Source organism: Acinetobacter sp. 40AMC3-4 (assembly GCF_049898185.1).
Taxonomy (GTDB): Bacteria; Pseudomonadota; Gammaproteobacteria; order Pseudomonadales; family Moraxellaceae; genus Acinetobacter.
Genome location: NZ_JAFCXG010000022.1, coordinates 1 through 12,899, shown reverse-complemented (window position 1 = coordinate 12,899; position 12,899 = coordinate 1). Strand labels below are relative to the sequence as shown.

Annotated in this window: 10 protein-coding genes, 3 pseudogenes and 1 other annotated feature; of the genes and pseudogenes, 4 read left to right on the top strand and 9 right to left on the bottom strand. The window is 35.7% G+C overall.

The window, feature by feature from the left end; translation table 11 throughout:
• Nucleotides 1-507: 507 nt before the first annotated feature.
• Nucleotides 508-1,455, bottom strand: a complete 948-nt coding sequence (gene repM / locus ACP7BU_RS14960) for a replication initiation protein RepM (RefSeq protein ID WP_201773389.1) — start codon at nucleotides 1,453-1,455, stop codon at nucleotides 508-510.
• Nucleotides 1,456-1,848: 393 nt separating this feature from the next.
• Here repM and ACP7BU_RS14955 point away from each other — a divergent pair, with 393 nt between their 5' ends.
• Nucleotides 1,849-2,487 (top strand): AAA family ATPase, encoded by a 639-nt coding sequence (locus tag ACP7BU_RS14955; protein WP_034171687.1) that lies wholly within the window; start codon nucleotides 1,849-1,851, stop codon nucleotides 2,485-2,487.
• 2 nt (nucleotides 2,488-2,489) lie between these two features.
• Nucleotides 2,490-2,789 carry a hypothetical protein gene (locus ACP7BU_RS14950; RefSeq protein ID WP_034171686.1) on the top strand — a complete coding sequence of 100 codons (300 nt, stop codon included), beginning with the start codon at nucleotides 2,490-2,492 and terminating at the stop codon, nucleotides 2,787-2,789.
• A gap of 90 nt (nucleotides 2,790-2,879) precedes the next feature.
• On the opposite strand, the pseudogene ACP7BU_RS14945 reads toward ACP7BU_RS14950, so the two are convergent.
• The 4 genes and pseudogenes from ACP7BU_RS14945 to ACP7BU_RS14930 form a co-directional block, all read right to left on the bottom strand.
• Nucleotides 2,880-3,534, bottom strand: a pseudogene (locus ACP7BU_RS14945) (DDE-type integrase/transposase/recombinase); the annotation flags it as partial.
• A gap of 11 nt (nucleotides 3,535-3,545) precedes the next feature.
• Nucleotides 3,546-3,755: pseudogene (locus ACP7BU_RS14940) on the bottom strand (transposase); the annotation flags it as partial.
• 690 nt (nucleotides 3,756-4,445) lie between these two features.
• Nucleotides 4,446-7,304: a relaxase/mobilization nuclease domain-containing protein gene (locus tag ACP7BU_RS14935; RefSeq protein WP_425880183.1), complete on the bottom strand. Its 2,859-nt coding sequence runs from the start codon at nucleotides 7,302-7,304 to the stop codon at nucleotides 4,446-4,448.
• Nucleotides 7,305-7,306: 2 nt separating this feature from the next.
• The gene (locus ACP7BU_RS14930) at nucleotides 7,307-7,624 is read right to left on the bottom strand and encodes a plasmid mobilization protein (protein WP_034171684.1); all 318 of its coding nucleotides are present in this window, start codon (nucleotides 7,622-7,624) and stop codon (nucleotides 7,307-7,309) included.
• Nucleotides 7,625-7,895: 271 nt separating this feature from the next.
• Here ACP7BU_RS14930 and ACP7BU_RS14925 point away from each other — a divergent pair, with 271 nt between their 5' ends.
• Nucleotides 7,896-8,270, top strand: a complete 375-nt coding sequence (locus ACP7BU_RS14925; RefSeq protein WP_034171683.1) for a hypothetical protein — start codon at nucleotides 7,896-7,898, stop codon at nucleotides 8,268-8,270.
• 27 nt (nucleotides 8,271-8,297) lie between these two features.
• Here ACP7BU_RS14925 and ACP7BU_RS14920 read toward each other — a convergent pair whose 3' ends face one another.
• On the bottom strand, nucleotides 8,298-9,593 hold the full coding sequence (locus ACP7BU_RS14920) for a Y-family DNA polymerase (protein WP_034171682.1): 1,296 nt from the start codon (nucleotides 9,591-9,593) through the stop codon (nucleotides 8,298-8,300).
• Between the two features lie 21 nt (nucleotides 9,594-9,614).
• Nucleotides 9,615-10,193, bottom strand: coding sequence for a LexA family protein (locus ACP7BU_RS14915; protein ID WP_034171681.1), 579 nt, complete (start codon nucleotides 10,191-10,193; stop codon nucleotides 9,615-9,617).
• 306 nt (nucleotides 10,194-10,499) lie between these two features.
• Between ACP7BU_RS14915 and ACP7BU_RS14910 the strand changes: the two genes are divergently transcribed.
• Nucleotides 10,500-11,719 (top strand): IS3 family transposase gene (locus ACP7BU_RS14910; RefSeq protein ID WP_204470743.1). Its coding sequence is split into 2 segments (ribosomal slippage): nucleotides 10,500-10,776 and nucleotides 10,776-11,719, totalling 1,221 coding nucleotides; the frame shifts between segments, so codons are not numbered across the junction.
• Nucleotides 10,775-10,891 (top strand) — a sequence feature (AL1L pseudoknot). (Overlaps the previous gene by 117 nt.)
• 225 nt (nucleotides 11,720-11,944) lie before the next feature.
• Here the strand turns inward: ACP7BU_RS14910 and ACP7BU_RS14905 are convergent.
• Together ACP7BU_RS14905 and ACP7BU_RS14900 are read right to left on the bottom strand one after the other, a co-directional pair.
• A complete protein-coding gene (locus ACP7BU_RS14905; protein ID WP_034171706.1) occupies nucleotides 11,945-12,304 on the bottom strand; it encodes a hypothetical protein in 360 nt (119 codons plus the stop codon).
• A gap of 490 nt (nucleotides 12,305-12,794) precedes the next feature.
• Nucleotides 12,795-12,899: pseudogene (locus ACP7BU_RS14900) on the bottom strand (IS6 family transposase); the annotation flags it as partial.

Genomic DNA, 12,899 nt, shown 5'->3' with positions numbered 1-12,899 from the left:
CGGGCAGTTCTTCTCATTAGATGGATCCTTAGTTTTCAGCACTGCACTTCCATATATGGACAAATCCCTGACAAGCATGACCGGGAGAGGTTTCCATCTCATCACTCTCTTCAGGATTACATAAGTTCATAAGTTGCGTAAGTTATGTAACTTTATAATTTAATATTCCTGGCAGATTAATCCCGGGCAGCTCTTCTCATTAGATGGATCCTTAGTTTTCAGCACTGCGCTTCCATATATGGACAAATCCCTGACAAGCATGACCGGGAGAGGTTTCCATCTCATCACTCTCTTCAGGATTACATAAGTTCATAAGTTGCGTAAGTTATGTAACTTTATAATTTAATATTCCTTATAGATCAGCTGCTAACCGTTCATGTAATAGCCTTCCAATTAAAATGGACACTTCTCAATAAAGACCAAATTATAGAATTAGGGTTACCAAGACAGACTAAATTTTTTTCTATAGGTTAGTAGTGTTCAAAATAAGAATTTCTATTATTCAGGTTATGATAACTTTTCTGATTTATATTTTTCTTTATAGCCCACTTTTAACAAATCAGGATAATACTTTTTTACCTTTTCAGGGTCGAGAAGTTCAAGTGAAATCCTTTCTTTAAACGCTTCGATCTCTTCACCTACATTGGCATATTTTCCCCCGAATTCGGGATATTTGATAAGGTCACACAATTTTTGAGCGAAAAATATAGATTGTTTTGGTGTCAACTGATATGTCGGTTCCAGTACCTTATCACTAACAATTAAGGAAGCTTTTTGATTAAAAGAAAATTCGATATGTGTAATTGTTCTTCCTTCTTTTTTCTGCTCATAACTTACGTCGATATCAGTAAGTTTATTAATTTGATCTATGGCAACCGTCAATACACGCTTTTTAAAATCGCCCATGGTTTTATATTCATTTTCAAGTAAACCTAACTTATCACGCAATTCAACCATACTAATATATAGCTTGCCTTTGCTACGCCATCTAATCAAAAGTTCATACAGCCGTATAGCGTATACGCTAGATAATTGAGAAATTTGCTTTAATTCATAACGGGTAAATTTTTCTTCAAGTTTTACAAAAAGCTGTAAAATATCAGGAGCAAAAATTAGTTGAGCGCATGCAGCTTCTTTAACATAGCCAACTTTTGATACCCAACGGCTTTTGTAGACCGCTGGCTTACCTGTAACAGGATCTATGGCCTTATAGGTGAGTCTACGTTCAAACAAGTTATCACACGCTCCCTGAAGAGCCTCATAGGCCGCTTGACGACCCAAATTAAAGTGCTTCATGTATTCAGATGCATGTATTGTTAGCAAGGTATCCGATGTAAGCTCTTTTTCAATTTCCCTAGCTGCAATAATCGCAACTAAAATTAAGCGTTGTTCAGACAAAGTCAACGCATAAGATGCTTCAATCAAGTTATTATCTTTATAAATTAGATTTGCCATATTGTGATTAGAGAAACAAATATCATTAATGGACATTAACACTTAATGACCATTAATGGAAGATCTATTTATGCCAGGAAAACGTCCATTTATATCAGGAAAACGTCCATTTAAATAAAGGAAAATGTCCACTTATTGTCAGGAAAACGTCCATTTAAATAAAGGAAAATGTCCACTTATTGTCAGGAAAACGTCCATATAAATCCTCTGAGAATTAGACTACATAAGGCATACAAAGGTCCTATAAATATAAATTTAAAAATATATATAAAATTAAAAAAGAGCATTACTTGTGGATAACTTTATTTTTTAACTTTATTTTTCACAATAGTTGATTCAGGAGATTGAAACTTGTACATTGTTTTTAACAAAATTACGTAACTTACATAACTTATGATTATTTTAGTAGGTGGTGAAAAAGGCGGAGCTGGTAAAAGCTGCCTTGCCCAAAACTTAGCGGTTTATTTACAAAAAAAGAATAGAGATGTTCTTCTTCTAGATGCAGATCCTCAAGGTACAACTACTGACTGGATTAAAGAGCGTGATGAGAATGAGGATTTAAAGAATATTCCATCTGTACAAGCTTCAGGCAATATTCGTCAAGTTTTAAAAGATTTATCAAAAAGATATGAAGATATTATCATTGATGCTGGTGGGCAAGATTCGGAAGCATTGCGTTCTGCTATGACTATAGCAACACATATGCTATTGCCTTTTAGGCCTAAACGTAGAGATCTAAAGACTTTGGATCATATGGAGCAAGTATTAAAACTGGCGCGAGCAGTGAATCCAGATTTGAATGCAAGAGCAATCATTACACAATGCCCAACATTACCGTCACAAGTACAGCGAATTCTAGATGCTAAAGAAGCCTGTATATCGTTCGGAATAAAAGCCTTAGACCAAATTACGACAAATCGAAATGTTTATGATGATGCAGATGAAAATGGCCTATCTGTTTTTGAAGTAACAAGTGATTTTAAAGCAAAAGCAGAAATTGAAGGGATAGCTCAAGAGTTTTTAGGAGTATAACTATGGCAGGTCTTAGCGGTTTAAAAAAGAAAACTGACGAGCTTTCAGATCAGGATAAACTGGTTGAAAATTTCATATCTGGAGCTGATAAAAGAGTTAAGGATCTAGAAGTTTCACAAAAGAAATTCGTTCGTTGTACCTTTTCTTTAAACCAAGAATTAAGTGAATTAATTGATGAGCTAATTATCAAAAGTAATAACGCTCGTGTTAACAGATCTAGTATTGTAAGAATAGCTTTAGAGTCACTGGCAGAGCAGAATTTAGAAGATTTTAAGCAGCTGATTGATAAAAGTTTTAAATAAAATAGGGGGGGATAAAGTGGAAAGTGGTCTATTCAGTTAAATCCGTGGGTAATCCTCCCATAAATAAATAACCGAAGTTAAAAGTAGAGGTTAAGCAGCCATTAAAGATAACTTTCCTTTGTTAGCTTGGTGTGGTCTTTCATGATTGTAATGCCACAGCCAATCAGTTACGTAATCCTAAACTTCTTCCAATGTATCAAACAAATGCTTGCTCAGCCAACTATAGTTGATTATAAAATTGAGTAGCACAGTAAAATCCTTATGAAATGGTATCTTACGAAAATATTTGGGTGCTATACCTTTTAGAATTCAGCTATATAACGTATGGTCCGATTATAGCGTTCAATATACGCATTCTGCTGTGGTTTACCCGGTTGAATATATTCAATACGAATACCGTGCTCAGTAGCCCAGCGCACAAATTCGTGACTGATAAATTCGGGACCATTATCGCATCGGATCACTAATGGTTTTCTCTCTACTCCAGCAATTGATTCAACGTACGAATAATCCTGATTGTGGGCAATGAGAACCCTGACTCAATGGCTAGGCCTTGGCGGCGGTAATCATCAATCACATTCAATAATCGAAACTTGCGACCATCGGAAAGCTGATCATGTATAAAATCTAATGACCAAACCTGATTTTCTCGGATTGGTTCTTTCAATGGTTCAGGTGCATGCCGTTTTAGTCTTCTTCTCAGTTTAATACGCAGATTCAGTGCCAACTCACAGTAAATGCGGTAAGCTAAAGCCAGAGTGGTGAGCGATCATTCCCTAGCTTACCATCAATTAAGCGAATCCATTTGGATACAAGATTTGTATTCAATCCATGTTGCAAAGCGACCGAAGCAATTGAAACGTCCGGGGCCTTACAAGCCTGAACGATCTGCTGTTTAAATTCAGCACTGTATGTTCTTCGTTTTTTCGCAAGAGATTCGATGGATGTCTGATTATTTGTAGTGATAAATTTAAGTCCCTACTTGTTTTTAAGTGGGGACTTAAATTAAGGCTTATAGGATGAATTCATAAGGTGTGTTCAGCGGACTTCTTACAAAAGAAATAACGAAAAAATAGTTAAATTAACTTTTCAGTATTAATTTGACTAATTTTAATTGCTATTGAATAAAATTCGATTTAAATACAATTTTTTAGTGATTAAGTCTAACCCAGATATTTCTTTTTTTAAATCACATTTAAAAGTAATAATTTTTTCCCCGTGGTCTACAGTGTAGCTAAAAATTAAACCATTATGTACTTTATAGTATTTATTACCGATATACTTGTATCCAAAAAAATGAAATGAAAGAACGGAGTCACAAAATATTTCTAACATCTTAGAATTATTTATATTAATAAAAGAGACAGTAAAGCTATCCGATGAATTGTGAACCAATTTATGAAGAATATTAAGAAGAAATGTATTGTATAGTTGCGAAGATTTCACTATATTTAAAGCACACGAAAAACACGTAAAAAACGAGTTATCCTTTCATGTCTTTAAATAAGAGTGACTTTCTCCCGCTAGCCTTAATTCTAGCTAACCAACTAGTCTGTTATAAAACTAGGGGGCTATTGATTTTATAACTCAATAAAGATGAAAAATCTAGTTTTTTTTAGAAAATTATTCATTCTTCCTGAATTCTATTTAAGAGTATTAGAAACCAAAATCAAGGCTATCATTTGTATGGTTTAGACTCTTAGAATTTTTGTCTAATGTTGTAGATTTCTCTTTATTGATGAGGTCTGTTTGATCTTCTATAGTTGGTGATGTTGGAGGAGAATTAGGAATAACAGTCTTGTACTCATTTATTTGGTGCACAATATTGTGATCTATCTTGTCGGTCGCTGAGCTTTCAACTTGACGATCTATTACTAATGGGTGGTCAAATTCGATTCTTATATTTGTTGCACGTGCAATTTCTTGCACCTGTCTTTTAAAGTCATCTGTACCGGACACCCATACAACCCCAAATTTATCTCTAGCCAATAACAAGGCATCGTGAATATGGTCACGCTTTTGGCTGACTACGGTAATATCTAAAGTATTTTTGCTTTCAAAAAAAGCGACTTTCTCTTGATCGATATAAAATGTTTCTCCAAATTTGTATTCGATACGATATTTTTTAATAGGGTAGGCTGACTGTAAAATTTGATCAGAATCTTTCAAGGTTTCTTTTGGCCTTGTGAAGATATTATTCCGCTCTAATTCCTGTTGTTTGCGCAGTTTAACTTTTCGACTGTATTCATAAAACTCAAACATCTGTAAGTAATCAAGTTCAGATAAAGATTCTGTCTGTTGATATGATTCGTTCACTTTATTTTTAGGTATAAGTGCGAGGTCTCTTAAATGTTGCGAAGCATCGTTAGTTGTAACAAGGCTATGGCAATTTTCGTTGATCATATGCTGATGCTCTAAAGAAAAATATAATTGCCAGGTTTGCTCGATGTCATTTGAGTTGAAATATTGTTTATTTAATTTTGAGGCTTGTGTATAGATCAGGTTATGCAGCCTTTGTATCAAGATACTCTGATCTTCTTGATTAAGCTGAGGCAATTGATGCTTTTGAATACCTGCTGCTAAATTAGATTTGAGCTGGCTCATATTGATGCCACAACAATTCAGTAGTAAACCAGTTTTGATCAGCGCTGTACTTTGGCATTCGCCTGTTGTCTTAAAATGTTGATAGAGTTGTCGAAATCCAGCTTCGAGTTGCTCCGAGGATAATTTTGATAGAGCGGGGAGAGTTCTACTTTTGTTTGTATCTTGAATTTCGTTTGATCTATGTTGGGAAAGCATTTCGAATAAGTTTTTAAAATCTGATGATCCTCGAACTGATACTTGATGCTCAGGATGTAAATTCTTTATACATTGCTCTAACCGGGTGATTGAATAATTACTAAAGATAAGAATCCCATATCTATTCTGAATGCCAATGGGCTCTTTAGGATCATTCGAATCAAACAAAATTTTAGCAGTCTTGATTTCTGGATTTTCTTGATAAATAAAATTTTTAGACTGACGTTGATCGAATAGAAATTGTTGTTGTATCAATAGGGGATTGGTGGGTGAGATAAATCTTAAAAAATCAGCATAAGAGGTAATTTGGGTTGAATCAAAGTTTCTAGACAAAAAATTTTGATCAAATAGCTTTTCAGAAGTCTGTTGGCTTAAATTTTGATTTTGGATAAGAAACACGTTCCTGATTTTGGCTCTGGTTGTCAGTTGTTCTGTATGATGTTGATAATGTAATAGAGTATAAATCGTATCAGAAGCCTGTTCTGGAAATTTTTTCTGAAGTTGTTTTAAAAAAGAAGATTTATTGTATTTATAAATTTCATTCTCGAAATTGATATCCTGGTACTTGGATCGACGATTCTGACTATAAACATCTTTAGTTGATTTCATCTTGAGATAAGCGTCATGAAGCTCCTTAACCAAAAAGTCTTTATTCTGGAATAAATGATAAGCAGAGATCTTTGAGGATTCATGTGGAGTGTGCTGAGCTGTCGTATTCAATTTGGGCTGATAGATTTTGATCTGATCAGCGTGATGAGGTGTAAACTCCCCCCAACGGTTTTCCAAATTCTTTAAAGTGACTTGTTTATTGCAAAATAACGATGCCTTAAATGTTAGTGACTCCTGATCATGGGGCCTTATCGTAAAAATACTACCGCTACGCTTACGTTCATACGAAATTCCTGAAGATGCTAATTGTTGATGCCAGTCTTGCCAACTAGTTGCCTCTTTTAGAATGGGCTGAATGATTGTTTCAAGCTCATCTTGATAGTTGCTTGCAACAGACATTTCCTTGCTCAATCGACTCTTTTGTTGATGTCGATGTTCTTGATCACGAATCTTTGCACTGATTTTCAATGCATCGGGATTTGATATGTGATTGATGTTTTTTTCACATTCTCCAGTTTTACTGTTATAGATAAAGAGGGGATTTGGTTCAGGGTCCCAACCCTGTTTTGCCTCAATTTCTGCAACAGCTCGATGTACTGCATTCAAGATCCAACCATCTCCTAGATCCACCGCTTGATGTTCATTATGATTGTTTTTTCTGTAGGGATGGATTCGGTTAATGATCAAATGGAAGTGTACATTGTCTGTATCCATGTGCAATGCATACTGCATTTGTAAGTCATCTGCTTTGAGATGTTTACTTAAAATATCGATTTGTTCTTCTAATTGTTGGGTCGTTGGGACTTCAAATTTTTTAAAACTTCCGACGATATGAACAATTGGGTCATCCACCCTTGTATTCAAACTGGCAGTTTGTGACATTTCAATTTTTTGATACTCAATATTTTCATCCAGAAAGTTACGTGAGTTCGAGTAAACACATTTTTCAGAAATGAGCTCATGACTAAAGCTAGCGTGCAACTGAGTAATATAGTCACTGAGGTAGTCGATACGCGTTTGATTTGGATTATGTATATAGTCTGATAAACCGTTGATACGATTTTCAACAGAAGTGCCTAAGGTGTTTGGAATTACTTTAATAATCATGTCTAACGTACCTGGTCATTTAGTCGACGCACAATGATTTTCAACTCATGAACGAGCTCTGTAAGGTCACATAATTCTTCGGGGATCAAATCTTTATCTTGGAGTTCAATCAATATTTTTGGGAGAATAATGCCAAGTGTTCTAATCGTATGAATATCACGTTGATCGATTAATTGACTGTAGTCATCACTTAAAATTTTTTTACGTATATAGTCAGATTGATTGAGCTGTAATGCCTTGCAGGCAAGATTGATATCTTGATGTTCATCTGCAGTTAAACGAACAATGATCTGCTTATTTCTTGATGCTTTAACTTTCATTTTTTTCTACTGTATACAAATTGAGACCGAGCAACGCGAGCTCGAGATTTGACATGGATGATGTGATATACATCATCCCATCCTGTATTTATTGGCTGTCAGTGAATGAATTAAAGTTAATGAAAATAATGGTTGATTTATATTTTTTTATTATCGCGAAATATGACTTTTTTCAGTAATTTAAGAATCCAAAAATGGTCATGTTTTGCCATTTCTGTAATGAAGTATATTCAGAATAATTGGCTTCTAGATTTATTTTTGAGGAAAAAACATGATACAAGACCAGAATATTTTACACCTTGATATTCAAAATCCAGACAATATTAATTCTGACTCCTCAACAGAAAATACTTCTGAAACTGTATCGACAAAAGAAGAAAAGCATTCAAAAAATGTTGAGAAAAATCAAAAAATATATAGCAAAAATGATTCTAAAAACTTTGAAAATATTCTTCTTTGTTATATAAAAGAATTGAATGAAAAGACCATTACACAGAATCAATTGCTTACTCAGCATAAGAAAACTTTACTTCAACTCTTTGGTCTTGGTGCAACAACCGGAGAAGTACTAGACTTTCTAAAAAGAAACAATTTTGTGGGTATTACTGAGGAAGCTTTAAAAGAGTTTTTAAAGAAGAAAAAATAAATTATGGTGTGAAGTAATCACTAAAAATTACTTTACACAAAGCAATTGATCCCATCGAAAGTAGTTCTGGCTCAGTTGATTACGAGACATATTCCAGCTTCTATTTGGTAACCTGCTTGCACCCAGAGCAAGCTTGGTTTTTCCAAACTTATGATGGATTTCTTCAAGTGAATCCATCAGGTTATTGCCTGCGGTTATTTGTTTCATGTCTATAAACAGGTCGTAAGTGTGGTTAACTTTGGGCTCTAGACAAGTCAATATTACGCCGCACTTTTTGAAGCCTACATCTTTCTGATATAAGTCATCTATCATTTTTGTGGCAATCTTACACAACATTAAAACGTTATCAGTTGGTTCTGGCAAAGTAAGTGCTGCAGATTTGCTGTAATAAGGTTTATGTGTTTCAAATGGATTGGATTGTACAAAACCAATCATGTAACCACACAACATCTTCTCACCTCTTAAGCGGGCAACTGCATCTTGGACGTAGAGACTCATAGCCTCTTTTAGATCATCAATATGATAAATCCTTTGGCCAAATGAACGACTTGCGACAATTTGCTTTCGAGGAGCTTGCGTATGTTCTAACTCAATACAAGAGACACCATGTAATTCAAGTAATGTTCTGTGCATAACAATGGAAAATTGATCCCTGATCATGAAAGGGAAGGCCATTGCAAAATCCAGCACAGAATAAATATTAAGACTATTTAGTTTCTTTGTATGTTTGCTACCGACACCCCAAATTTCACCTACCTCTATCGTTTCATATAAGCTTTCTATAGCACAATAATCCATGGCAACCAGGTTACACACACCATTGAAGTAGGTGTTCTTTTTTGCAATGTGATTTGCCATTTTGGCTTCAGTTTTAGTTCTGCCTAAGCCAATACATACTGGTAAACCGAGCCAGGTAAAAATACGCTGACGAATCGTCTGTGCATAATCAGTCAAATCATACTTCTTGGCATAAGCAGTCAAGTCCAAGAAGCATTCATCAATCGAATAGACCTCTTGTTCTTCAGGAGTTACAAAGTCAGACAGGACCTTCATGAATCTGCGAGACATTTCTGCATATAAAGCATAGTTGCTTGAGAGCACTTGGACCTTATGCTGCTCTACAATGTCCTTAATTTGAAAAAGGGGAACTCCCATCTTGATACCTAAGTCTTTGGCCTCCTGTGAGCGTGCCACAGCACAACCATCATTGTTAGAGAGGACAATCACAGGTTTGTTATTTAAACTTGGGTTAAAGATACGTTCGCAACTGACATAACAGTTGTTGATATCTACCAAAGCAAAGATCTTGTTTGTATATGCCATATGATGAAACCAAGAGAATAGTTACTTACGTTTCCTGAAGGGTTTGATGACGTAAGTCACTACTCCCCAAATCACCATCTCCTGGCCATCTCTGAGGTAAATATTGGAACAATCAGGATTCTCAGCTTTAAGCCAGCGATAGTTACCTTCAATCATCAAGCGCTTAACAGTAAACTCATTGTCGATCAGAGCGATAACGATGTCTTCATGTTTGGCTTCAAGACTACGATCAACGACAAGTTCATCATCAATTTCAATACCAGCATCTCTCATGGAAAGAGAAGCTACTTTTACAATGAATGTCGCTGCCTCATTACTAATGAGGTGTTCATTCATATCTAATGTCTTGTCGACAAAATCTTGGGCAGGAGAAGGGAAACCGGCAGCAACCTTCTCGGCCGCTAAAGGAATTTGCATATAAGTAGATGACTGTACAGGCGTGATTAAATCGATATCATTAAGGCATTGGCTCTCTGCTTTATTTAGATAATTTTTAATCTCTACGATCTTGGATAAAGGCACTCTTACTGTTTTGGTAGGCTCATTGTATTTAAGTTTTCTACCCGCACCTTCTCTGATTCCCCCACGCTTGTTGTTCATGACTCATTCACTATTTGGTTTTGTGACGAAATCAAATAGTAAACTTTCTTTTGTTAGGAAAACAATAGAATCTGGATAAACGGTTAATATAAAAAGTATAAATTTAGGGAGATTTCTAGCTCTTTCGATTTAATTCTTTACATGTGGACTGCACACAAAATAGCTATGAATGAACATTAGATGAATTTAGATCCTGTAGTAAAACAGCTTTTGATGGAAACTTAGAAATTTTCAAATGATCTGTATTTATGATTTATGAACCGTACCGGGTTTGTCGGAGAGTCAATATTCTGAGAGACTATCCCGATGACAAAATTAAAATATACCCCTGAAATCAGAGAAAGAGCGGTTCAATTATTGATTGAATCCGAGAAAGATTATCCATCGAATTGGGCTGCAATCACAGCAATTGCTCCTAAAATTGGCTGTACTCCTGAAACACTACGTGTTTGGTATCAAAAATACTTAGATCAACAAAATCCAGTTAAAGCACAGCAGCTTTCAGACCAAGAACGTATCAAACAACTGGAACGCGAAAATAAAGAACTGCAACGTGCTAACGAAATTCTACGTAAAGCAGCGGCTTTTTTCGCCCAGGCGGAGCTCGACCGCCCACACAAATAATGGTGGATTTTATCCATAACAATAAGGCGTTATATGGTGTTGATGCGATTTGTAGGATTTTACCGATCGCTGCTTCAACCTATTACCGGACTTTAGATCTCGCGGACAATCCAGAACATCGAGCGAAACGGGATCTGCATGACCTTCATCATGCTGAACAAATTAAACGAATTTGGAAGGAAAGTTCAGGTCGGTATGGTGTGCGTAAGGTCTGGCAACAACTGAAATGTGAAGGCTATGTGATTGCACGTTGTACAGTTGCTCGATTGATGCAAAAGCTAGGTATACAAGGTGTTTGGCGTGGTAAGAATAAACAAACCACCCGTAACCGAGATGACCAAAAACGGGCAGATGATTTAGTGAAACGTAATTTTAATGCTGATCATCCAAACCAACTATGGGTGGGTGACTTTACGTATATTCAAACTCATTCAGGCTGGGTATATACCGCATTTGTTATTGACGTATTCTCACGAGCAATTGTTGGATGGAAAGTATCTACACGGATGAATACAGATATGGTGCTCGATGCATTGGAGCAAGCATTGCATGATCGAGGCATGCCAAAGAATGTGATTCATCATTCAGATAGAGGTGTGCAATATCTTTCCATTCGCTATACCAATCGTTTAGAAGCAGCAAATTTACGAGCATCAGTCGGTACGACTGGTGATTCATACGATAATGCTTTGGCTGAAACGGTGAATGGCTTATACAAAACAGAGGTGATTGAATATCTAAAAGCAGATTGGCAAGGTTTAGCAGATGTACAACTTGCGACACTAAACTGGGTAGATTGGTTCAATAAAAAGCGTGTACACAATGCACTGGGTTATGTATCGCCTTTTGAGTTTGAAGCAATGTACTATGATAAGATTAACCCGTTAGGTCAGGTGGCCTAACTTAAATAAAAAAGTCTCCGACAAACCCGGTACGGTTCATTACATAATCCCTTTTAATGCTTCTACAGGATCTGAGTCCATATATGAAAGGGAGGGATGCTCAAGGCAATAACCTGCATACTTTAGGGCTTTTTCCGACCATATTATCTGATAGCTATACTGCTTTTGTTTACAAGTAACTCTTGGTATTTTTTTAAATCAATAATTTATAAAACAATCAGTATTTCAACATGGAAAAGCTTCTACGGCCTTAAGTACAGAAATCAGTCCGTTCATACTTTCCATCTGTTCTATAGGAACTCCTCCAGTTAATAGGTTAGGTGAATTGAGAAAATGATGCATCCATTTAATATCACCACCATTCAGGCTATAAACAGCTCTGTAAATCCGAATTACGATTATTGCTATTTCCCCTGATTGAGAATTTGGATCTAAGGTTTGTAATTCAGAAAATTTACCGTCAATACCTTCCAGATGCAGAATTCTTAAAAATTGCTCTGGCTTTAGTCCAAGCTGTTCAGCAGCTTTCCATGCCGCTTTAGCCAAAACTCTGGACCTATCTATCTGTTGTGAAAGTGGACTCATGATCGTGTCCTTAATATAAGAAAACGTTTGTTTGACATTACATTAAAATTAGGAATATGCCTAAATTTTATTCTATCAGCCAGTTTTTATTATTCCAAAATTGAAATTCCTAGATGGCAAGTTAAATAAGAACATTAAGCTGATGATAGGTATATAAAGCCTAGAGCCTATATCTAGGCTTTATAAAGTGTGTTAAATCTGGAAAAGTCTTATTTTTGAAGTTGGATTAGTTACCATTATGAAATACTTACAGGCTTTACTTACAAAGTAGTTATACTCTAATGTTTGCTATATGGCTAACATTGCATATAAAATACTCAAAGTTCGCTATATAGCGAATATAATCTTGTAAAAGTGGAAAAATAATATGGCTTGTAGAAAAGAAATTGGAGAGCAAATCAAATTGGCCAGGAAAAAACTCGGCTATACACAAAAGACGGCACTGTTGCAAATAGAGATTTGAGTCGATGATGTTTCCTTTAAAAAGTACTTAGAGACCGAAAACCCTGTTGATTAGACACACTTCACCCTGAGGCTGACCATAATAAAATGACGATGCTTGTCCTTTACGTAGTGCACGCATGACTTCAATACC

Excerpts from the sequence above, each read along its gene's own strand:
- repM (WP_201773389.1), bottom strand. The coding sequence starts at position 1,455 with ATGGCAAATCTAATTTATAAAGATAATAACTTGATTGAAGCATCTTAT.
- ACP7BU_RS14915 (WP_034171681.1), bottom strand. The coding sequence starts at position 10,193 with ATGAACAACAAGCGTGGGGGAATCAGAGAAGGTGCGGGTAGAAAACTT.
- ACP7BU_RS14935 (WP_425880183.1), bottom strand. The coding sequence starts at position 7,304 with ATGATTATTAAAGTAATTCCAAACACCTTAGGCACTTCTGTTGAAAAT.
- ACP7BU_RS14925 (WP_034171683.1), top strand. The coding sequence starts at position 7,896 with ATGATACAAGACCAGAATATTTTACACCTTGATATTCAAAATCCAGAC.
- ACP7BU_RS14905 (WP_034171706.1), bottom strand. The coding sequence starts at position 12,304 with ATGAGTCCACTTTCACAACAGATAGATAGGTCCAGAGTTTTGGCTAAA.
- ACP7BU_RS14950 (WP_034171686.1), top strand. The coding sequence starts at position 2,490 with ATGGCAGGTCTTAGCGGTTTAAAAAAGAAAACTGACGAGCTTTCAGAT.
- ACP7BU_RS14955 (WP_034171687.1), top strand. The coding sequence starts at position 1,849 with ATGATTATTTTAGTAGGTGGTGAAAAAGGCGGAGCTGGTAAAAGCTGC.
- ACP7BU_RS14930 (WP_034171684.1), bottom strand. The coding sequence starts at position 7,624 with ATGAAAGTTAAAGCATCAAGAAATAAGCAGATCATTGTTCGTTTAACT.
- ACP7BU_RS14920 (WP_034171682.1), bottom strand. The coding sequence starts at position 9,593 with ATGGCATATACAAACAAGATCTTTGCTTTGGTAGATATCAACAACTGT.